The organism is Streptomyces sp. NPDC041124, assembly GCF_055592385.1.
Window position 1 is genome coordinate 355,170 of the sequence record NZ_JBVIYR010000004.1, and the last position, 22,729, is coordinate 377,898.

Annotated in this window: 8 protein-coding genes; 3 read left to right on the plus strand and 5 right to left on the minus strand. The window is 75.2% G+C overall.

Annotation, left to right across the window (positions count from 1 at the left end):
- Positions 1 to 356: 356 nt before the first annotated feature.
- The 4 genes from ACZ6A9_RS13310 to ACZ6A9_RS13325 form a co-directional block, all read right to left on the minus strand.
- Positions 357 to 1,496: a glycine amidinotransferase gene (locus tag ACZ6A9_RS13310; RefSeq protein WP_468983863.1), complete on the minus strand. Its 1,140-nt coding sequence runs from the start codon at positions 1,494 to 1,496 to the stop codon at positions 357 to 359.
- A 65-nt stretch (positions 1,497 to 1,561) separates the two neighbouring features.
- Positions 1,562 to 1,762 carry an MbtH family protein gene (locus tag ACZ6A9_RS13315; protein WP_468983866.1) on the minus strand — a complete coding sequence of 67 codons (201 nt, stop codon included), beginning with the start codon at positions 1,760 to 1,762 and terminating at the stop codon, positions 1,562 to 1,564.
- Positions 1,759 to 8,478, minus strand: coding sequence for an amino acid adenylation domain-containing protein (locus ACZ6A9_RS13320; RefSeq protein WP_468983869.1), 6,720 nt, complete (start codon positions 8,476 to 8,478; stop codon positions 1,759 to 1,761). Before ACZ6A9_RS13320 ends, ACZ6A9_RS13315 begins: the two co-directional genes overlap by 4 nt.
- A gap of 73 nt (positions 8,479 to 8,551) precedes the next feature.
- The gene (locus ACZ6A9_RS13325; protein ID WP_468983871.1) at positions 8,552 to 9,367 is read right to left on the minus strand and encodes a thioesterase II family protein; all 816 of its coding nucleotides are present in this window, start codon (positions 9,365 to 9,367) and stop codon (positions 8,552 to 8,554) included.
- A gap of 204 nt (positions 9,368 to 9,571) precedes the next feature.
- Here ACZ6A9_RS13325 and ACZ6A9_RS13330 point away from each other — a divergent pair, with 204 nt between their 5' ends.
- Positions 9,572 to 10,591, plus strand: a complete 1,020-nt coding sequence (locus tag ACZ6A9_RS13330) for a ferritin-like domain-containing protein (protein WP_228965198.1) — start codon at positions 9,572 to 9,574, stop codon at positions 10,589 to 10,591.
- Between the two features lie 309 nt (positions 10,592 to 10,900).
- Here the strand turns inward: ACZ6A9_RS13330 and ACZ6A9_RS13335 are convergent, their stop codons facing one another.
- Positions 10,901 to 12,535 (minus strand): AMP-binding protein, encoded by a 1,635-nt coding sequence (locus ACZ6A9_RS13335; protein WP_468983875.1) that lies wholly within the window; start codon positions 12,533 to 12,535, stop codon positions 10,901 to 10,903.
- 371 nt (positions 12,536 to 12,906) lie between these two features.
- On the opposite strand from ACZ6A9_RS13335, the gene ACZ6A9_RS13340 reads away from it, so the two are divergent.
- Positions 12,907 to 16,230, plus strand: coding sequence for an amino acid adenylation domain-containing protein (locus tag ACZ6A9_RS13340; RefSeq protein ID WP_468983877.1), 3,324 nt, complete (start codon positions 12,907 to 12,909; stop codon positions 16,228 to 16,230).
- On the plus strand, positions 16,227 to 22,667 hold the full coding sequence (locus tag ACZ6A9_RS13345) for an amino acid adenylation domain-containing protein (protein WP_468983879.1): 6,441 nt from the start codon (positions 16,227 to 16,229) through the stop codon (positions 22,665 to 22,667). Before ACZ6A9_RS13340 ends, ACZ6A9_RS13345 begins: the two co-directional genes overlap by 4 nt.
- The last annotated feature ends 62 nt before the right edge of the window (positions 22,668 to 22,729 follow it).

Genomic DNA, 22,729 nt, shown 5'->3' on the forward strand with positions numbered 1-22,729 from the left:
ATCGCTGTTGCATATTAGTTGCAGCAAGGTCCTGCCCGGGACGGGGGCCCTTCACTCCCCGTCCCGGCGGGCGGCAATGGTGTGCGTGGGGACCTGCCGGGCGCACCGCGGATGATCGCCGGTCTCCGGGGCGGAGCCGGGACCGTCTGCGCGCGTCGTCGCCCGTGCCGTCCGGCCCGGCCTCGCCCCGCGCAGGACTCCGTGCCGAGGGGCGGCGCCCCTGGGCGGCAGGGGCCGTGCGGGACGGTCGCGGGCGCCGGGCTGCCGCCCCGCGCGACGGCGGTCCGGGGCGGACGTGCGGGGGCCGCCGGGTCCGGGCGGACGCTGGGGTGCCCGGACACGACGGCCCCGGTGGGTCAGACGAGAGGCGTGTAGTCGAGGTGGGGGAAGTAGTCCTCGCGGGTGCCGGTGCGGCGGACGTCCCAGGTGGCGCAGTGCAGGGAGCCGCCGTACTCGAAGACGTGCCGGAAGGGCACCGTGAACACATCGAAGCCCCGGCCGGCCAGCAGGTCCTGGAGGGGCTTCTCGTTCTCCTCGCAGACGACCTTGGTCGGGGAGATGCTGAGCACGTTCATGGACAGCCACTTGGAGGACTGGCAGTACTGCGGCATCTCCTCGTTGGTCAGCACCGGCTGCGGGGCCTCGACCAGTTCCCAGTCGTTGGCGAGGAACATCTTCTCCTCGCCCTCCTTCAGCGGGCGCTCGGGGTTGGTGAGGATCAGGCCGGGACGCAGCGGCACGAAGGTGCAGTCGATGTGGGAGGGGAAGAAGTCCAGCGGGAAGTGCACGGTGTGGACGCGGAAACCGCGCGGCTCCAGGTGCTGCCTGAGCCAGCGGATGCCCGCGCGGTTGGTGGTCATCGACTCCTGGACGAGGATGTCCCGGCCGAGCCGGCTCATGTCGGCGGCGTCGAAGACGACCTCGTCCTGCGTGACGCAGAACTCGAAGGCGTGCATGCGCTCGTGCCGCTCCTCGAGCGGCCACTGCCAGAAGTCCTCGCGGTACATGCCGTCCGCCATCGAGGGCTTGGGGGCGGCGGTCCACGTCACGCGCGGGTCGGCGTTCCAGTACTCGTAGACCAGTTTGCGGTACGGCTGGTACTCGAAGTAGCGGGCCCGGCGCGACATGGTGGCCTCGACGATCTCGTTGCCGAGGGTGATCATCACGTCGCGGGGGCAGACCGCGCAGTACTGGTTCCCGACCTCGAAGTCGGGAGTGGTGAGCGGGCGGGTGAAGTCGTACGGGGCGGGGCGGCGGACCGTGACGCCCTGGGACTCCAGGAGGCGGACGAGCCCGTCGAGCTCCTCGTTGGCGAGGTCGACCGCTTCCTTGGACTTCGGGCCGGTCGGGAAGGGCGTGTCGGGGGCGTTGCGGATGGCGGGCCGGCTTCCCGGCTCGGTGGGCTCGAAGCAGGCGTTGTCGGCCGAGCCGACGACCATCTCCTCGAGGGGGTCCCATTCATTCCAGGAGTTGACGACCACGGAGTCGTTCTGCATGGGTGCGGCCACCTGTCTGTGAGGGCGGTGCTGTGCGGGTTGTGCGGCGGCGGGACGGGGGCGGGTCAGGCGCCGGCGAGGCTCGCCGGGCGCATGTCGGTCCAGTGCTGCTCGATGTGGTCCAGGCAGGTCCGCCGGTCGCTGTCGGCGAGGACGACGTCCCAGCCGGGCGGCACCAGGGCGAAGGCGGGCCAGAGGCAGTGCTGGCGCTCGCCGTTGACGAGCACGTGGAAGGTGCCGTCCTCGTTGTCGAAGGGGTTGGTCATGTCGTTCTCCCGGTGGGTGCGGTCCCGGCGCCGCGTCGTGCGGTGAGCGCGGCGGCGAGGGCTCTGGGTGTGCGGTGGCGGAAGACGGCCGAGACGTCGAGGGCGACATCCAGTTCGGCCTCGATGCGTCCGGCCAGGCGCAGGGCGGTCAGTGAGTCGCAGCCGAGGTCGAACACGTCGTCGTCGGCGCCGGCGGCGCGCCCGAGGACGCCGGCCACCAGGTCGCACAGGCGCCGGACGTCGGCGTCCGGCGAGGCGGCGGACGGGGCGTGGTGGCGCAGGAAGCGCCCGGTCGGGTCCGTGAGCGCCGCCGGCAGGGCGGTCAGCAGTTCGCGCAGCCGGGCGGCGACCCGCTCCCCGGTCCCCTCCTCCAGGAGGTCGGCGCGGTGGCCGATCTCCAGCCGGAGGCGGCTGCCGGGGGCGACCATGAGCTTCAGCGGGTAGTGGTACGGGTCGTGGCCCGCCAGACCGACCAGGCGCAGACCCTCCTCGGGGCTCGGGAGGTCCTGGGCCAGGGGGAAGTTCTCGAAGACCACGCAGCTGTCGAACAGCGGGCCCCGCCCCACGGCCCGCTGCACCTCGGCCAGGGCGAGGTGGTGGTGGGGCAGCAGGACCGCCTGCTCGCCCTGCATGCGGCGCAGCAGGTCCGTCACCGGCTCGTCGGCGTCCAGGCGCACCCGGACCGGCACGGTGTTGACGAACATCCCGACGGTCTCGGCGACGTCCGGCAGGTCGGCCTCCCGCCCCGAGACCACGGCGCCGAAGAGCAGGTCCCGCTGCCCGGTCAGGTCGTGCAGGCACAGCGCCCACACCGCGCGGACCAGGGTGTTGGGCGTGACGCCGTGGCCGCGGGCCGCGTCGAGCAGGGTGGCGGTGTCCGTCTCGGACAGCTCGACGGTGAGGGTCGCCGGCAGGGCCCGTACGCGGGCGGTGTCGCGGCCGGGGCTCACCAGGGTGGGTGTGGGCAGGCCGGCCAGGGCCGTGCTCCAGGCGGTGCGTGCGGCGTCCCGGTCCTGCGCGGCGAGCCAGTCGAGGTGATCGCGGTAGTGGCCGGGAGCGGGCAGGTCGCCGGTGTCGCCGTTCCCGTCGAAGAGCGCCAGCAGGTCCCGCAGCAGCAGCGAGGTGGACCAGCCGTCGGCGAGCAGGTGGTGCATGCTCAGCACCAGCTGGTGCCGGTCCTCGGCGAGCGCGAGCACGGTGCAGCGCATCAGCGGCGGCACGGCCGGGTCGAAGCGGCGGTGCCGGTCGGCTTCCAGCAGTTCGGCGCGGCGGGCGTCCCGCTCCGGGCCGTCAAGACCGGTCAGGTCGTGGACCTGCCAGGGCATCCGGAGGTGTTCCGCGACGGCCTGTACCGGCTCGCCGGAGCGCCGCTGGAGGAAGGCGGAACGGAGCACGGGGTGGCGGCGCAGCAGAGCGTCGCAGGCGTGCCGGAACCGTTCGGTGTCCAGCGGGCCCTGGGTCTCCATCGCGATCTGCACGGTGTAGACGTCGAGGTCCTCGCTGTCGTAGCGGGCGTGGAAGAGCAGCCCCTCCTGGGTGGGCGTCATCGGCAGCAGCCGCTCGACGGGGTGTCCGACGCGGGCGGCCAGCCGGGAGCGTTCGGCGGCGTCCTCCTGCGCGGCGCGGGCCGACCGCGCGCTGCCGTGGGCGACGAGGGCGCGCAGGGCCGCGAACCACAGGTCCGCCAGCTCCCCGGCCTCGGACTCGGTCAGCAGGCGCCGTGCCCACCGCCAGTGGGCGACGAGGCGGGGGCCGTCCGGACCGTCCTCGACCGCGGCGTTGACCTCGACGACATGGGTCAGCGGCATCCGCGGGTCGGCACCGAGCGGCAGCACGCCGGACTCGGGCGCGACGCCCCACTCCTCGTCCCCGGACGCCGAACCGTTGTGCCGGCCCAGGTAGTTGAAGCACAGCTGGGGTGTCGGGAGGGTGGCCAGGCGGGCCGCCGTCCCGGCGTTGAGGTGGCGCAGCAGGCCGTAGCCGGAGCCGTGCCGCGGTACCCGGCCGAGCTGGGCCGTGACCCGGCGCACGGCCTCGCCGAGGCGGTCGTCGGACGCGGGGTCGGCGCTCTCGGGGTTCCAGCCGGGGATTCCCGGGTCGAGGCGGACGGGGTACAGGGAGGTGAGCCAGCCGACGGTTTCCGACAGGTCGGCTTCCTGTTCGAGGTCCTCGCGGCCGTGGCCCTCGACGTCCACCACGACGGAGGTGGTGCCGGGGTCCGGGCGGTGCCGGGAGGCCACGGCGAGGGCGAGGGCGGTGAGCAGCACCTCGTGCGTACGGGAGCCGAGCGCGGTGGGCACCGTGGCGAGGAGCTCGCCGGTCAGGTTCTCGGGCAGGGTGCGGCGCAGCTCGCCGGCGGTGGCCTGGATGTCCCGGGAGGGCGACAGCGGCGTGTCGGTGAGGAGCAGTCCGCCGGCGTCCAGGGTCCGTTGCCAGTGCGGGAGTTCGGCCATCACGTCCGGTGTGTGCGCCGCCCGGTGCAGGGCGTCGCTCCATTCGGCGAGCGGCAGCGGCACGGGGGCGAGCCGTACGGGGGCGCCGGATCCGGCGGCGTTCCATGCGGTGTAGAGGTCCATGAGCACGGTGTGCCAGGACACCGCGTCGACGGCGAGGTGGTGGACGGTGACGAGGAGCCGGCCGGGCCGCTCCCCCGCGTCGAACCAGGTGACCCGCAGCATGGCGCCGTCGCGCGGGGCGAGGGCGTCGGCGTCCTCCGCGGCGCGGGCGGCGATCCGTTCGTTCAGTTCCTCGCCGTCGGCGGCCGGGGCGGTGACGTCGATCCGCCGCACGGTGCCCGGGGGCGCGGTGCCCGGGGCGGGGTCCACGGCGAGGGAACCGTCCTCGCGCAGCCGTCCGCGCAGTGCCTGGTGGCGGGCGAGGACGGCGTCCACGGCGGTGCGCAGCCGGTCGATGCCGAGGGCGGGCGGTACGCGCAGCAGGGTGGACTGGTGGAAGGCGTCGTAACCGCCGCCGTGCGCGAGCAGGCGTCGCATGAGGGGCGTGGCGGGGACGACGGTGACCGTGTCGGAGCGCGGGGCGGCGGGGACCGGGGCGGTGGGCGCCGGGGCGGTGGGCGCCGCGGTGTCGGTGACCGGGGCGGGCCGCGGGCCGGCGGTCCTGGGCTCCGGTCCGGTCCTCGCGGGCGCGGTGTCCGCCAGGGCGGCGGCCAGGGCGGCGGACGTGCGGTGCGTGAACACCTGCTTCGGCGTCAGCCGCACCCCCGCCTCACGCGCCCGCGCCACCAGCTGGATCACCGTGATCGAATCACCGCCGAGACCGAAGAAGTCGTCCTCGACCCCCACCGCCTCCAGCCCCAGCACCTGAGCGAACAGACCCGCCAGCGACGACGCCGCACCACCACCGTCCGCAACGGGCACCGAAGCCGTCTCCGGCCCGGTCCTCGCGGACGCGGCATCTCCCAGGGCGGCGGCCAGGGCGGCGGACGTGCGGTGCGTGAACACCTGCTTCGGCGTCAGCCGCACCCCCGCCTCACGCGCCCGCGCCACCAGCTGGATCACCGTGATCGAATCACCGCCGAGACCGAAGAAGTCGTCCTCGACCCCCACCGCCTCCAGCCCCAGCACCTGAGCGAACAGACCCGCCAGCGACGACGCCGCACCACCACCGTCCGCAACGGGCACCGAGACCGCCTCCGGCCCGGTGCTCGCGGACGCGGGCTGCTCGGCTCGTCCGGCCTGCCGGGGGTGCTCGGCCTGCCGGGTGTGCTCGGGCGCGGGCAGTGCGGCGCGGTCGACCTTGCCGTTGGGGGTGAGCGGAAGCTCGGTCAGCGGGACGAAGGCCGAGGGCACCATGTAGGCGGGCAGCAGTGCGGCGACGCGGTCCGCCAGGCCGGAGAGGCCGCCCTCGGGGCCGGGCACCACGTACGCCACCAGGCGGGGGGTGCCGCGCCGGTCCTCGCGCACGGCCGCGGCCACCCGGGCGACCGCGGGGTCGGTGCCGATCACGGCCTCGACCTCGCCGAGCTCGATCCGGTGGCCGCGGATCTTCACCTGGTCGTCGGTACGGCCGCCGTAGACCATGACGCCGTCGGGCCGCCACCAGGCGAGGTCGCCGGTGCGGTACATCCGGGCGCCGGGCGCACCGAAGGGGTCGGCGACGAAGCGGGCCGCGGTGAGTCCCGGGCGGTGGGCGTAGCCGCGGGCCAGGACCTCGCCCCCGATGTACAGCTCGCCGGGGACGCCCGGCGGTACCGGGCGCAGCCAGGGGTCGAGGACGTAGAGCCGCGCGGCGGGCACGGGGCCGCCGATGGGCACGGCGCCCCGGGGCAGCGGATCGTTGGGCTCCAGGCGGTACTCCATGCAGCCGACGGTCGCCTCGGTGGGGCCGTACTCGTTGACGACCGTCACGTCGGGGTGGCCCGCACGCCACTCGGCGAGCGCCTCGCCGGTCAGCTGTTCGCCGCCGAGGACGAGTTGTCCGGTGGGCGAGTACCAGTCGGAGGAGGCCACGAGCACCGGGAGGTGACTGGGGGTGGCCTTGACGAAGGCGGGCGGCCGGGTCCCGGCGCCGGCCGGGGCATCGACGTCGTCCAGGTCGACGACGTGGACCAGGCCGCCCGCGGTCAGGGGGCCGAGGATGCCGGTGACGGTGAGGTCGAACGACGGCGGAGAGTGCACCAGCGCCCGGCCGGCCAGTCCGGGATAGGCGGCGCGGGCGAAAGCGAGGTAGCCGTCGACCGTGCGGTGCTCGACGACCACGCCCTTGGGGCGTCCGGTCGAGCCGGAGGTGTAGATCACGTAGGCGGTGTCCCCGGGCCGCACGTCGGCGTCCTCGGCGGGCCCGTCGAACGCCGCCAGGGCCGCCCGTACGGCCGGGTCGCCGAGCGGGAGCGTCGACGGACGGCCCGCGAGGGCGGGGTGGCCGGCGTCGGCGCAGACGACGGCGGCGGGCGCGGAGTCGTCGAGCAGGAAGGCGATGCGTTCCGCAGGGTGGCCGGGGTCGACCGGCACGTACCCGGCGCCGGCCTTCAGCGCGGCGAGCAGCGCCACGATCAGGTCGGTGCCGCGGGGCAGGACGACGGCCACCAGGTCCCCGCGGGTGACGCCCCGTTCGGTCAGGAGCCGGGCCAGCCGTCCGGCGGCGTCATCCAACTGACGGTAGGAGAGGGTGCGTTCGGCGTCGGTGACGGCCGGGGCGTCGGGGGTGGCGCGCACCTGCGCCGCGAACCGCCGGGTCAGCGGCTCGGGTTCGGGGAGCGCTCCGGAGCCGCGGCCCCACTCGTCCAGCGTGTGGCGTTCCCCGGCGGTCAGCAGGGGCAGCCGGGCGACGGGGGTCGTGGGGTCCTGTGCGAAGCCGTCGAGCAGCAGCCGCAGGCGGGAACCGATCAGTTCCATGCGCTCGTCGTCGAACAGGTCCCGGCGGTAGCTGAGGTGGAGGCTCAGCCGGGGGCCGGCGAGGGCGACGACGCTCAGCGGGTAGTGCGTCGCGCCGGTGATCTCCTGCCCGCCGGGAGCGTCGGCGGCTGCGGTCTCCCGGGTCTCCTCCTCGGCCCGCAGGGGGGCGACGCGCAGGCCGGGGACGGCGTCGCGCAGGGCGTCCCAGCCCAGGGGGGCGTCGCCGAAGCTGGCCGCGGTGTCGAACAGCGGGCCGTGGCCGGCCAGGCGCCGCACGGCGGTCAGACCGAGGTGCTGGTGCGGGGCGAGGGCGAGCTGCTCGTCCTGGATGCGCGCGAAGAGCGCGGCCGCCGGTTCCGCGGGGTCGATCCGCACCCGTACGGGGACGGTGTTCATCAGCAGACCCACGATCCGGTCCGCGCCGGGGAGGTCGGCCGGGCGGCCGTGCACGGTCTGCCCGAACACCACGTCGTCGGACCCCGTGAGCAGCGCCAGCAGCAGCGCCCAGGTGCCCTGGACGACCGAGTTGAGGGTGAGGCCGTGCCGGCGCGCGGCACGCTCCAGCGCGCGGCTGGTGTCCTCGGGCAGGGTGACGCGGACGAGTCCGGGCAGTGCTCCCTCGCCGACCTCGGCGGCGCCCGGTGCGACGAGCGTCGGCCGGGCCAGTCCGGCCAGCGCCTCGCCCCAGGCCCGTTCGGCGGCGGCCCGGTCCTGCCGGGCCAGCCAGCGCAGGTAGTCGGTGAACGGGGTGACGGGGACGCCGGTGACGGTGCCCCCGCCCGCGGCGTGGTGGTGGTACCGGGTGAACAGGTCCTCCAGCACCAGCGGTACCGACCAGCCGTCGAGCAGGATGTGGTGGTACGTCAGCACGAACGCGTGCCGGTCCGCGGCGAGCCGGACGAGCGCGAACCGGATCAGCGGCGGGTCCGCCATGTCGAAGCGCCGGCGCCGCTCCTCCTCCAGGAAGGCGACCAGTTTCCCGGCGCGGACGGACTCCTCCTCGCCCGCGAGGTCGAGCACGGTCCAGGACGTGGTCGCGGTGCGGCGGACCAGCTGTACGGGCTGTCCGCCGGCCCGCTCACGGAAACCGGCCCGCAGCGCGGTGTGCCGGGCGAGCGTGTCCGCGCAGGCCGCCCTGAGCGCGTCGGCGTCGAGCCGGCCGGTCAGTTCGAAGGGCGCCTGCACGGTGTAGACGTCCGCGCCGTCGGGGTCGTACAGGGCGTGGAAGAGCATGCCCTCCTGCAACGGGGTGACGGGCAGCGCGGCCTCGATCGGGGACGGGACGGTGCTCTGCGGCGTCGGCCGCGAGGGCGGTGCCGGCTGCGACGGCCGAGGGTCCTGCGGGGCGGCGTTGGTCTTCACTGTGAGGTCTTCCCGGAAGCGGTCGGCGGCGCGTACGGCGACGCGCTCGCCCGGGCGGGGTCAGGCCGGTGGGTCAGGGACGGGGAGCCGGTCCGGCGAGCGGGCCGAGAACCCCTGCGAGGGCGTCGAGCATCTCCCCGGAATGGGTGAACGGGCAGTCGTGGCCGCCGGGCAGCAGCCGCAGCGAGAACCCGTCGTCGGCGCAGTCCCGCCAGCCTTCCAGCCGTTGCGGGCTGACCAGCGTGTCGTCGGCGCCGCCGAACACGTGCAGGGGGCAGCCGGCGGGTGCGGGACCGGGGGCCGTGTACGCCTCGGCCAGCGCCAGGTCGCGGCGGACCGTGCGCACGGCGTAGCGCAGGTACGCCGGGTAGCGGCGCAGCTCGGGCGGGAAGCCGCCGAACCCGTCCAGCCAGCTGAGCAGGCCCTCGTCGTCGCGGTCGGTGACCCGGCGGAGCACCGGGGCGTGCGGGGCGCGGGAGGCGGAGACGAGCAGCGCGGCGGGCGGGGTGAGGCCGCGGCGGCGGATGCGGACGGCCAGCTCGTATCCGACCAGTGCGCCGAAACTGTGGCCGAACAGCGCGTACGGCGCGCGGAGTTCCCCCGCTATGCCGTCGAGCACGGCGTCGGCGAGCTCCTCCAGGGTGTCCGGCACCGGTTCGGCGCTGCGGACGCCCCGGCCGGGCAGTTCCACCGTGGCCAGCTCGATGCCCGGCGGCGGGGTGAGCCGCCAGGGCGCGAACGACGCGGCACTTCCGCCCGCCTGCGGCAGGCAGATCAGCCTCAGGCGGGCGTCCGGTGCCGTCACCCGGCCGACGATCCACGGACTGCCCACGCCGCGCGTCGGGGTGTGCGCGGGGTGGGAGGGTCGTGCGGCGGCGTCGGTTCGCATCCCGCTCCTTCGTCGGCCGGTCGTTCTTCGGGCGATGGCCCGCGGGGACGATGGTGGGCGGCCGGCCACGAGGGGGCCAGGCACACCCACCGGCAACACCTCTGCCGCCCAGTTGCCCGGCGTCTGCCTGGCCCGCGCGGACACCCGGTGGCGAGGATCGACGGAACAGTCCTGCTTTTGTGCCCCGAGGGGATCTCCTTCACGATGACCGCCCTTCCTGACGAGGCAGCCGACCCGACGTTCTTCACCCTGGAATCCGTCAAGGCGGAGCTCATGGAGGTGGAGAGCCTCACCCGGGCCTGCCTGAACTGGGACTACGGCAAGCGCGACAGCCGTGTGTGGAGCCTGTACGAGAAGAACAAGGCCTCCCAGTGGAACGCCACCACCGACATCGACTGGGACCACGACGTCCGTTTCGGCTCCGAACTGGCTGAGGAGAACGGCGCGAAACTCGCCTCGTTCGTGATCGGCGAGGGCAGCCCGGTGCCCCGGGAGCTGCTGACCCGGTTCCGGTGGGAGTACCAGGCGTGGATGTGCAGCCAGTTCCTCCACGGGGAACAGGGCGCGCTGGTGACGACGGCCCGGCTCGTCGAGACCGTGCCCGACATGGACGCGAAGACCTACGCCGCCTCCCAGGTCGCCGACGAGGCGCGGCACGTGGAGGCGTTCGCCCGCTACATCGACGAGAAGCTGGGCGTGGTCTACCCGGTCAACCCGGGCCTGGGAACGCTGCTGCACGACGTGTTGTCGGAGTCGCGCTGGGACATCGTCTACCTCGGCATGCAGGTGGTCATGGAGGGCCTGGCCATCACCGGGCTGCGGCTGGCCAGCAGCGGCTTCGGCGACCCGCTGATCCGGCAGATCACCCGGATGGTGGCCAGCGACGAGGCCCGGCACATCGCCTTCGGCGTCACCGCGCTCACCGGCATGTACCAGCAGGTGACCTCGGCGGAGCTGCGCGAACGGGAGGACTTCCTGCTGGAGGCGATCCAGTTGATGTCGCGCCGGTTCATGCTGCGGGAGCTGTGGGAGCGCATGGACCTGGACGTGGAGCTGGGCGTGCGCTTCGCCAAGACCAACCCGATGATGGCCACCTACCGGCAGCTGCTGTTCCAGCAGGTCATCCATGTGCTGCGGCAGCTGGGCATGCTGTCGGAGAGGGTGAAGGAACTCCTCATCGCGGAGAACCTGGTGCGGGTGGAGACGATGGCCGCGGTCCGCTGAACCGCCGGCCCGCCGAGCGACGCCGACGACCGCCCCGGACCGTGCCGGGGCGGTCGTCGGCGTCAGGGGCGGTGCCCCGCGGGCCGTGCTCCGCGGGGCGGACCCGCGAGGGTCACGGCCGCGGAGCTGCACGCCACCGCGAACCCCCGGGCTCCTCAGGGCCGGTACCGCGAACGGCCGTCACGCCGAGAGCCTCAGGCACGCGGAGGACGAGCGGGCCTGAGGCACCCGCGCGGAGAGCCGGTGGTGCCGAAGGAACGGAGCTGTCCCGCGACGGCAGGGGCCACCGCCGGCCGCCGCGTTCCCTCGTCAGGCGTCCTCGGCCGTCAGCGGCCGGACGGTGTCGTCGTACGTCCCGGCGCACAGCGCCTTCCAGATCACCCGCCGCCGGGGCTTGCCGCTGGAGGTGACGGCGATGCCGCCGCGCGGGACCTCGACGGCGAGGAGTTCGGCGTCGCCCAGCCACTCGGCCAGCACCTCGTGGGCGGTGCGCCGCCAGCCGTCCTGGACACCCGCGAAGACGGCCACGCCGGTCGGCGTGCCGTCGCGGACGCCGAGCAGCACCGCGACCCGGCGCTCGGGGATGCCGTGCTGGTGCAGCAGCGTCTCCAGGCTCTCGGCGAACACCATCTTGCCGTTGACCTTCAGCCCGTCACCGAGCCGGCCGATCACGAACAGCTGCCCGTCGCGCAGGAATCCCGCGTCCCCGGTCCGCAGGTGGTCGCCGATGCTGGTGCCGGAGGCGGTGCCCGCGTCGCCGACGTAACCGTCCGCGATGGACACGCCGCTGACCACGATCTCGCCCACCTGCCCGTCCGGCAGCACGTCCCCGTCCTCGGAGACGATGGTCACCGTACGGTCCTCCAGCGGCCGGCCGCAGCCGACCACCGCCGTGCCGGCGAGGGAGCCCGCGTCGCCCGCGTCCGGCTCGCGCGTCGACCAGCCCTCGCCGGGGGCCAGCCCGGTCACGGCGAGGGTCGCCTCCGCGCTGCCGTAGGCGGGCAGCAGGGCGCCGCGGTCGAGACCGTGCGGGCCGAGCAGGGCGTGGACGTCGTCCAGAACCTTCGGGTCGACGCGCTCGGCGCCGATGATGACGCAGCGCAGCGAGTCGAACCGCAGACCCTCGAGGTCGGCCGGGCGGACGCGGCGCAGGATGTAGGAGAGGCCGAAGTTGGGCATGGCCGTCATCGCGATCCGCTGCTCGCTGATCCGCCGCAGGTAGCGCTGCGGCGAGCGGATGAAGTCGTCCGGCTGGAGCATGTGCCCGTCGAACCCGGTGACGACGACGTTGAGCAGGAAGCCGACCAGGCCCATGTCGTGGTGGACCGGCAGCCAGCTGATCGCCGGGAGCTCCGGGGCGCAGCCCAGCCAGCCGCGCATCCCCGTCAGGTTGGTGCGCAGGGCGTCCGCGGAGATCCGCACACCCCGGGAGAATCCGCTGGAACCCGACGTGAACTGCACCAGCGCCGTCTCCGCCAGGGGCAACGGGCCATCCAACGGCTGTGCCCCGGCGACGAGTTCGTCGAAGACCACCGGTTCCGCCAGGTCGGTCACGGCGGCGACCTTGCGGACGCGCTCCAGGGACTCCTCGTCGCAGACGGTGATCCGGGGCCGCACGGTGGTGAGCAGGTGGGCGGCGTGCCGCTCGTAGTCGTCGGCCCGCTGGAAGGCGAACGGCGGGGCGATGGTGCAGGGCGTGGCGCCCGCGGCCAGCGCGCCGAAGAAGGTCGCGACGAAGCCGGGACCGGAGCGCTGCACCAGCGCCACCACGTCACCGTCGCCCACACCCCGCGCCCGCAGGGCCGCGGCGGTGCGCAGCACCAGGTCCCGCAGCTCGCGGTAGGACCGGAAGTCCCAGCCGTCGCCGCGCTGCGCGTAGTACAGGCCGCGCTCGGCGGACGCGTCGTCCAGCCAGTCGAGCAGTCCTCGGTCCCCGATTCCCAACGTGCTCGTCCTCTCCGGGATGTGGTGCCGGTACGGGATGCCCGCGGCACGGCCGGCCCGCACGGGGGCGGGCGCCGCGTGCGGTGACCGCCAGCCTCGGCGCTCCCCAGGTGGCGGCGCCAGGCAGGAGCCCGGTAACTCGTGAGAGCGGAGCGGCAGTTACACAGCAATAGCGGTTGCCGGTCGGTTGCCTGGCGACCGGCGGACGGCCCGTGCAGCATCGAGCGGGGTGCCGACCCACCCTGCGCCGCGGACGAGAAGGGCGCTCGCGCGGGGACGCGCACCGTCCACCGGCATCCCTCCGGAAGGCCCGGAAACCACAGGCGGCGCCCGGCGGTTCCCGGAAGTCCACGAGAGCGGTTACGAACCAGATGACACCACGCGACGGCGACCTGCCCGCCGACCCCGGCCTGCTCCCGCTCACCGCGGCCCAGTCGGGGGTCTTCCACGCCCAGGGCCTCGATCCCGGCAATCCCGCCTACAACACGGTGGCCGTCATGGAGGTCCGCGGCCCGCTGGAGGGGGACCTGCTGCGACGCGCCGTCCGCCGGTCGGAGGCGGAGAGCGGCACCTTCGACGTGGAGTTCGTCGAGCGGCCGGACGGTGTGTTCCAGCGCCCGGTGGCACCGGGCTGCTCCACCTGGCGCGAGCTCGACCTCACCGGTGAGCCGGACCCGTTCGCCGCGGCGCGGGCGCTGGTGGACGGCGACCGGACCACCGCACTGGACCTGACGAAGGACGCCCTGTCCGCCCACGTGCTGATGCGGGTCGGCCCCGACCACCACCTGTGGTACCAGCGCAGCCACCACGTGCTGTCCGACGCGTTCGGGTCGGTGCTGCACTCGCGCCGCATCGCCACCCACTACGAGGCGCTGGCCACCGGCACGGCCCCGGCCGGAGAGCCGCTGGACACGCTGCGGGCGCTGCTCACCGAGGAGGCGGACTACCGCGCCTCACCGGAGTACACGGCCGACCGGCAGTACTGGAACGACGCGTTCGCCGACCGCCCGGAGACCGCGAGTCTCGCCCCCGGTGTGCCCACGGGCGCCGCGCCCGGCGCCCTGTCCGCCTCGGCGGAGCTGTCCCCGGCCGAGCTGGCGGCGCTGCACGCGGCCGGCCGGGCCGCCCGCGCGCCGTGGACGGTGGCGCTGCTGTCGGCGGTCGCCGCCTACCTCCACGGGATGACGGGCGCCGAGGACCTGACGATCGGCGTGCCGGTCACCGCCCGGCTGGGCGCCCGCTCCCGCAACGCGCCCGGGATGCTGTCGAACACGCTGCCGCTGCGCCTGCGCGTCCGCCCGTCCGAGAGCCGCACCGCCCTGATCCGGCAGGTCGCCGGCCGGCTCGGCGAACTGCTGACCCACCAGCGCTACCCCTACGACGAACTGCGGCGCGACCTGAAACTGCTGGGCAGCGGCGAGCAGTTGTACGGCGTGCTCGTCAACATCATGCCCGCCGGTTCGGAGACGGCGTTCACGGGACGCGAGGCGACGCTGACCACGCTGTCCGGCGGACCGGTGACCGACCTGAACATCACCTGCCATCCGCATCCGGACGGCACCGGCGCCCGGGTGTCCTTCGATGCGAACCCCGATCGCTACTCCCCCGCCGAACTGGGCCTGCACCGGGACCGGTTCACCGCGTTCCTGTCCCGGTTCCTGGCCGCCCCGCAGGACCTTCCGCCGGCCCGGACCGAGGTGCTGACCGCGGCGGAGCGCACCACGGTGCTCGCGGCGGGGGAAGGCGACCGCGGCGCGGGGCCGCGCACCTTCCCGGAGCTGTTCGAGGAGCAGGTGCGCCGTGACCCGCGCGCCCTCGCGGTGCTCTCCCCCGACGGCCGCCTGGACTACGCCGGGCTCAACGCCCGCGCCAACCGGCTGGCCCGGACGCTGATGGCCCGCGGCGCGGGGCCCGAGGACCTGGTGGCGGTCGCCGTGCCACGCGGCGCCGACGCCCTGACCGCCGTGGTGGCGGTGCTGAAGTCGGGCGCGGCGTATCTGCCGGTCGACCTCGGCTATCCGCGGGCCCGCCTGACCGCGATGCTCGACGACACGGCTCCCCTGCTGGTCCTGACGACCCGCGCGGCGGACGACCCGACGCTCGCGCCCGGGGTGCCCCGGCTGTACGTGGACGAGGAGGCCGTCACCGGTCCGCCCGACACGGACCCGGCCTCCATCACCCACCCGGCCGACGCGAACCCGGCCTCCATCACCCACCCGGCCGACGCGAACCCGGCAGCCGCCACGGATGCGGACCCGGCGGCAGCCGACCCGACCGACGCGGACCGCCGTGCGCCGCTCGCCCCCGGGCACCCGGCGTACGTCATCTACACCTCGGGTTCGACCGGCCGTCCCAAGGGCGTCGTGGTCACGCACACCGGTCTGGCCTCCCTGGTCCGGCACCAGCGCAACCAGCTGCGTCTGCGACCGGGCACCCGGGTGCTCCAGTTCGCCTCGCCGAGCTTCGACGCGTCGGTGTGGGAACTGACGACGGCCCTGCTGACCGGAGCCGCCGCCGTCGTCGCGCCGGACGAGCGGCTCGTACCCGGCCCCCCGCTGGCGGAGCTGGTGGCCGAACTGGGCGTCACCTGCCTGCTGCTGGCCCCGTCCGTGCTGGCGGCGCTGCCCGAGGACGCGCTGCCGGAGGGGACCGACCTGGTGGTGGGCGCCGAGGCGTGCTCCCCGGAGCTGGTGGCCCGCTGGTCGCCCGGCCGGCACATGGTCAACGCCTACGGGCCCACCGAGTCGACGGTCATCGCCACCCAGACGGGCCGGCTCTCCGGCCGGACCGTGCCGCCGATGGGCCGCCCGGTGCCCGGCACCCGGGTGCGGCTGCTGGACGCGGCGCTGCGCCCGGTGCCGCCGGGGGTTCCCGGCGAGGTGTACCTGAGCGGTGACGGCCTCGCCCGCGGCTATCTGGCCCGCCCCGGCACGACGGCGGAGCGTTTCGTCGCCGACCCGTTCGGGCCGCCCGGCACCCGCATGTACCGCACCGGCGACCTGGCCCGCTGGGCGGCCGACGGCGAGCTGAACTACCTGGGCCGCGCCGACAGCCAGGTGAAGGTGCGCGGATTCCGCATCGAGCCCGGCGAGGTGGAGGGCGTCCTCACCGCGGCGCCGGGCGTCGGCGGGGCCGTGGTCGTCGCCCGCGAGAGCGGGTCGGGCGTACGGCAGCTGGTCGCGTACGTGGTGCCGGCCGCCGGTGCCCGGACGCGGCCGGAGCCGGTGGCGTTGCGCGCCCACGCCGGGGAGCGGCTGCCCGCGTACATGGTCCCGGCGGCGGTGACGGTGCTGGACGCCTTCCCGCGCACCCCCGGCGGCAAGGTCGACGTCAAGGCGCTGCCCGAGCCGCGGTTCGAGACGGCGAGCACCTACCGGCCGCCCTCCTCGGAGCGGGAGCGGATCCTGCACGACGTGTTCACCGAGGTGCTGGGCCGCGAGCGGATCGGTGTCGACGACAGCTTCTTCGACCTCGGCGGCGACTCCGTCACCGCCACCCGTCTGGCGGCCCGGGCCCACCGGGCGGGGCTGACGCTCACCGCCAGGGACATCTTCGGCCACAAGACCATCGCGCGGCTCGCCGAGGTGGCCCGGGACACCGGTCCCGGGTCCGCGGCGCCGCGCGCCGAGAGCCTGGTGCGGCTCGACGCGGACGAACTCGACGAGCTCGAAGCCCAGTGGGGGACGACACTGTGAAACAGACTTCCTTGGAAGCGGTGCTGCCGCTGACCCCGTTGCAGCAGGGCATGCTCTTCCACGCCCTGTTCGACGAGGGGGACGGCCCGGCGTCCTCCGTCGACTTCTACACCGTGCAGACCCCCCTGGAGCTGACCGGCGCGCTCGACACCGCGGCGCTGCGCCGCTCCACCGCCGCCCTGGCCGGCCGGCACGCGAGTCTGCGGGCGGGGTTCCTGCGGCGCCGCTCGGGTGAGGCCGTCCAGGCCGTCGCGCGGTCCGTGGAACCGGCGTGGGAGGAGGTCGACTTCTCCGGCTTCGGCGCGGACGAGCAGCGGCTGCGGCTGACGCGGCTGCTGGCGGACGACCGGGCCCGGCGCTTCGACATGGCCCGGCCGCCGCTGCTGCGCTTCACCCTCGTCCGGCTCGCCGCCGAACGGCACGTGCTGCTGCTGACGCACCACCACATCCTGCTGGACGGGTGGTCGCTGCCGCTGCTGCTGGCCGACCTGTTCCGGATCTACCGGGACGGCGGCTCGGACGCGGCGCTGGAGCCCGCGGTGCCGTTCGGGGACTACCTCGGCTGGCTCGCCGCGCAGGACCGCGAGGAGGCCGAGCGGGCGTGGCGGTCGGCGCTGGCCGGGCTGGACGGGCCGACGCTGGTCGCGGGCCCGTCCGGGCACGGCGGGCCGGTGCGGGCGCAGCGGCGCGCCGTCGCGGAGCTGTCCCCGGCGGACACGGCACGGCTGACGGAGACCGCGCGCTCCCGCGGGCTCACCCTCAACACCGTGGTGCAGGGCGCCTGGGCGCTGCTGCTGTCGGTGCTGACGGGCAGCCGGGACGTGGTCCACGGCAGTACGGTCGCCGGCCGGCCGCCCGAACTGCCGGGAGCCGAGCGGATGGTGGGCCTGACGATGAACACCGTGCCGGCTCGGGTGCGGATCGACCCGGCCGAGCCGGTGGCCGCGCTGCTCGCCCGGCTCCAGGACGAGCAGACGGCGCTGACCCGGCACGAGTACCTGGGCCTGGCCGACATCCACCGTGCGGCGGGCGTGACGGAACTGTTCGACACCACCGTCGCCTTCGAGAACGTGCCCGTGGACAGCGCGGTCAGCGGCGCCGAGGTGCCCGGCCTCGCGGTGACGCTGCTGCGGGACGTCGTCGACGACGCCTTCGAGGGCACGCACTACCCGCTGAGCCTCGCCGTGCACCCCGGCGAGGGGCTGCGGCTGGAGCTCAACCACCGCGAGGACGTGTACTCCGCGGACGCCGCTTCCGGGCTGCTGGACCGGCTGTGCGGGCTGCTGCGCGACATCGCCGAGGGACCCGATCTCCCGGCGGGCCGGCTGCCGTTGTGCTTCCCCGCCCAGCGGGAGGAGCTGCTGCGCGGGTGCTCCGGGCGGGTCGTGGCCCGCCCGGAGCGGACGCTGCCCGAGGTGTTCGAGGAGCAGGTCCGGGCCACCCCGGACGCGGTGGCCGTCGGTGACGGCTCCACCAGCCTGACCTTCGCCGCCCTCAACGCCGCGGCCAACCGGCTGGCGCGGCTGCTGGTCGCCGAGGGGGCGGGTCCCGGCCTGCTGGTCGGCGTGGCGCTGCCGCGCACGGTGGACGCGGTGGTGGCGATCCTGGCGGTGCTGAAGTCGGGCGCCGGCTATCTGCCGGTCGACACGACTCACCCGGCCGAGCGGATCGCGGCGATCTGCGCCGAGGCCCGGCCGGTACTGGTGCTGACCGACGCGGCGACCGCGCCGGACGTACCCGGCCGGACCCTGCGCACCGACGTGGCCGTGCCGCCCGAGGACGCCGCGGACCTCACGGACGCCGACCGTGCCGCGCCGCTGCGGCCCGGGCACCTGGCGTACGTGATCCACACCTCGGGTTCGACCGGCCGGCCCAAGGGGGTCGCGGTCGAGCACCGGAATCTGGTCAACATGTTCCACAGCCACCGGGCCAACTTCTTCGAACCGGAGCAGCGGCGTGCCGGGGGCCGGGCCCTGCGGGCGGCCCTGACCAACTCGCTGGGCTTCGACGCCTCCTGGAGCCAGCTGCTGTGGATGGTCGGCGGGCACGAGCTGCTGCTGGTCGACGACGACGTCCGCAAGGACGCCGTCGCCCTGGCCGCGCTCACGGCCCGCGAGGCCGTCGACGTCGTCGACACCACGCCGTCGGTCGCCCGCCAGCTGCTCGCGGCCGGCCTGTTCGACGCGTCCGGGCCCGGACACCGGGTGCGTGTCCTGGCCCTCGGCGGCGAGGAGGTCGGCGCCGACCTGTGGGAGGCGCTGCACACGGTGCCGGACCTGTCGGTGTACAACCTGTACGGCCCCGCCGAGTGCACCGTGGACGCCATGCTGTGGCACGGTGGCGCCGCGGCCGGCCCGGCCATCGGCACCCCGGCCGACAACACGCGCGTCTACGTCCTGGACACCTTCCTGCGCCCGGTCCCGGACGGGGTGGTCGGCGAGCTGTACATCGCCGGCGACGGGGTGGCCCGCGGCTACCTGGGCCGCCCGGCGGCGACGGCCGAGCGCTTCGTCGCCGACGTGCTCGGGGAACCGGGGGCGCGCATGTACCGCACCGGTGACCTGGGGCTGCGCCGCCCTGACGGGGTGGTGGAGTACCGCGGCCGGTCCGACTTCCAGGTGAAGATCCGCGGGCACCGGGTCGAGCTGGGCGAGGTCGAGGCGGCCCTCGCGGCCGACGCGTCGGTGGACCGTGCGGTCGCGACGGTCCGTGAGGACGCGGCCGGTGTGCGCCGGCTCGTGGGCTACGTGCGTCCCGTGACAGGCGCGGAGGTGCGTCCCGACGTGCTGCGCGCGGCCGTCGCGGAGCGGCTGCCCGCGTACATGGTCCCGGCGCTGGTCGTGGCCGTCGACGCCTTCCCGCTCACGGCCAACGGCAAGGTGGACCTGCGGGCGCTGCCCGAGCCGCGGTTCGAGGCCGCGAGCGCCTACCGGCCGCCCACCACGGAGCGGGAGCGGATCCTGCACGACGTGTTCGCCGAGGTGCTGGGCCGGGAACGGGTCGGTGTCGACGACAGCTTCTTCGACCTCGGCGGCGACTCCATCACCGCCATGCGGCTCGCCGCCCGCGCGCACCGGGCCGGTCTCGCGGTCAACGCCCGGGACGTGTTCGTCCACAAGACCGTGGCCGGCCTCGCCGGGGCGGCGCGGGAGACCGGCCCCGAGCCGGACGCGCCGGCCGCGCCCGCCGGTCCCCCGATCACCCTGACCGGGGCCGAGCTGGCCGAACTGGAGGCGTCGGGGCGCCCGTACGCCGAGGCGCTGCCGCCGACACCGCTGCAGCAGGGCATGCACTTCCACGCGATGCTGGCCTCGGACGGTGTCGACGTCTACACCGCCCAGGCGCCCGTACGGCTCACCGGCACACTCTCCCCGGCGGTGCTGCGCGCGGCCTGCGACGCCGTGCTGGCCCGGCACACCGCGCTGCGGGTCTCCTTCCGGCTGCTCGGCTCGGGCCGCCTGGTGCAGCTGGTGCACGAGGACGTCCGCACGCCGTGGCGCGAGGTCGACCTGGGCGGACTGGACGAGGAGCGGCGGCGGGCCCGGGTGGCCGAACTGCTGGCCGACGAGCGGACGCGCCGCTTCGACCTGTCCGAGCCTCCGCTGCTGCGGGTCACGCTGGTGCGGTTCGCGGACGACGACCACCTGCTGGTGGTGTCGCACCACCACGCGCTGCTCGACGGCTGGTCGCTGCCCCTGTTCTTCCGCGACCTGTTCGCCGCCTACGCCCGCGGCGGTGCCCACCCGGCGCCGGCGCCGGCGCAGTTCACCGACTTCGTGCGCTGGCTCGGCGGGCAGGACGAGGACGCGGCGGTCCGGGCCTGGAGCGAGGCGCTGGCCGGGTTCGAGGAGCCCACGCTGGTGGCCCCGGAGGCGGAGGCCGCCACGGCCGGCGTGCCGCACCTGGTGACGCACACCGTCGACGCCGGACGCACCGCCGAGCTCCTCGCCGGCGCCCGCGGCGCCGGACTGACCCTCAACACCCTGATGCAGGGGGCCTGGGCGCTCGTCGTGGGCCGGCTGCTGGGCCGCGACGACGTGGTGTTCGGTGCCACCACCGCCGCCCGCCCGGCGGACCTGCCCGGCTCCGAGGACATCGTGGGCCTGCTGATGAACACCGTGCCGGTGCGCGTCCGCCTCGACGCGGCCCGGCCGTTCGGCGCGCTGCTGGCCGGCCTCCAGGAGCAGCAGGCCGGGCTGCGGCCCTACCAGCACCTCGGGCTGACCGAGGTGCAGCGGTCCCTGGGGGTGGGCGAACTCTTCGACACCGTCCTGGACTTCGCCAGCGCGCCGTTCGACGGCGAGGCCGTCCAGCAGCAGGTGCCGGGGCTGCGCATGACGGTGGACGAAAACCCGGTGCCGGGCGCCTCGCACTACCCGCTGAACCTGGTGGTGGTGCCGGGCGAGCGGCTGAGCCTCGAACTCAGCTACCGCGCCGACCTGTTCACCGCGGAGGAGGGCGCCGCCCTGCTCACCCGGGTCCGGGCGGTCCTGGACGGTTTCCTCGCCGACCCGTCGGCCCCGCTGGGCCGGCTGGACCTGCTCTCGGCCGGGGAGCGGACCGCGCTGCGCGCCGCCGCGGAGGGGCCCGCCCACCCGGGTCCTGACACCTTCCCGGCGCTGTTCGAGGAGCGGGTGCGGGAGCGGCCCGACGCCCTCGCCGTGATCGACGGGGAGCACGCCCTGTCGTACGGCGAGCTGAACGAGCGGGCCAACCGGCTGGCGCGGGAGCTGGTGGCCGAGGGCATCGGCCCGGAGGACGTGGTCGGCGTGGCGCTGCCGCGGTCGGCGCAGTCGGTGACGGCGGTCCTCGCCGTGCTCAAGGCGGGCGCCGCCCACCTGCCGCTGGACCCCGGCTATCCCCCGGAGAGGCTGCGGCACATCGTCGGCGACGCCCGGCCGGCGCTGGTGCTGACCGCGCCGGGGACGGCGGACCTGCCGGCCTGGGCGGACGCGGCGCGGACCCGCTGCCTCGGTACGACTCCGGTGGACGGCGGCCTGCCCGGCACCGACCTGACGGACGCCGACCGGGTGGCGCCGCTCCGGCCCGCGCACACCGCGTACGTGATCTACACCTCCGGGTCGACGGGCCGCCCCAAGGGCGTGCAGGTGCCGCACCTGGGGATCGCGGCCCTGGTCGCCCAGCAGCGCGCCGGTCTGGAGCTGCGCCCGGACGAGCGGGTGCTGCTGTTCGCCTCGCCGAGCTTCGACGCCTCGGTGTGGGAGCTGGCGACGGCCCTGCTGACGGGGGCGTGCGCGGTCACCGCGCCGGCGGACGAGCTGCTGCCCGGTCCGGCGCTGGCGGCCACGGTGGCCCGGCACGGCGTGACGGCGCTGCTGCTGCCGCCGTCCTCCCTGGCCGTGCTGCCCGAGGACGCGCTGCCGCCGGGCACGACCCTGGTGGTGGGGGCCGAGGCCTGCCCGCCCGACCTGGTGGAACGCTGGTCGTCCGGGCGCCGGATGGTGAACGCCTACGGCCCGACCGAGGCGACCGTCATGGCGACGATGAGCCGCCCGCTGGGCGGCCGGGTCCGCCCGCCGCTCGGCGAGCCCGTCGCCGGGGCCCGCGTGTACCTGCTGGACGGCACGCTCCAGCCGGTGCCGGCGGGCGTGCCCGGTGAGCTGTACGTGGCCGGCGAGGGCCTGGCGCGCGGGTACCTGGGCCGCCCCGGGCAGACCGCCGAGCGTTTCGTCGCCGACCCCTTCGGCCCGCCCGGGGCGCGCATGTACCGCACCGGCGACCTGGCCCGCCGGGGGCCCGACGGGGAACTGGAGTTCCTCGGCCGGGTGGACCAGCAGGTGAAGGTGCGCGGCTTCCGTATCGAGCCCGGCGAGATCGAGGCCGTGCTGGCCGAGGACCCGGCGGTCGCGCAGGCCGTGGTCGTCGTCCGCGAGGACCGGCCCGGCCACCGGCAGCTGGTGGCGTACGCCGCCCCGGCCGCCGGTGCGGTGCCCGATCCGGTCCTGCTGCGCGGGCGGGCCGCCGAGGCCCTGCCCGAGCACATGGTGCCCGCGGCGGTCGTCGTGCTGGACCGGCTGCCGAGGACCGCGAGCGGCAAGCTCGACCTGAACGCGCTGCCCGCGCCGGAGTTCTCCGCGGGGGCGCAGGGGCGCGCGCCGCGCACCCCGCGCGAGGAGTTGCTGTGCTCCCTGTTCGCCGAGGCCCTCGGCGTGGAGCGGGTCGGGGTCGACGACAGCTTCTTCGACCTCGGCGGCGACTCCATCGTCTCGATCAAGCTGGTCACCCTGGCGCGTGAGGCGGGCCTGGACGTCGCTCCCCGGGACGTGTTCGCCCACAAGACGGTGGCCTCGATCGCCTCGGCGGTCAAGGAGCTCGCCCCGCCGCCGGCCGCCGCGGCGGCCGGGGAGGAGGACGAGGAGCCGCTGATCACGCTGGACCAGGCGGAGCTCGACCGGTTCGCCGAGGACTGGCGATAGGAGCACCACCCCGACCGCACCACCGCACCACCGCACCACCGCACCAGCACCACCGCACGACC

Coding starts and splice junctions, on each gene's coding strand:
- ACZ6A9_RS13310 (WP_468983863.1), bottom strand. CDS start 1,496: ATGCAGAACGACTCCGTGGTCGTCAACTCCTGGAATGAATGGGACCCC.
- ACZ6A9_RS13315 (WP_468983866.1), bottom strand. CDS start 1,762: ATGACCAACCCCTTCGACAACGAGGACGGCACCTTCCACGTGCTCGTC.
- ACZ6A9_RS13325 (WP_468983871.1), bottom strand. CDS start 9,367: ATGCGAACCGACGCCGCCGCACGACCCTCCCACCCCGCGCACACCCCG.
- ACZ6A9_RS13330 (WP_228965198.1), top strand. CDS start 9,572: ATGACCGCCCTTCCTGACGAGGCAGCCGACCCGACGTTCTTCACCCTG.
- ACZ6A9_RS13340 (WP_468983877.1), top strand. CDS start 12,907: ATGACACCACGCGACGGCGACCTGCCCGCCGACCCCGGCCTGCTCCCG.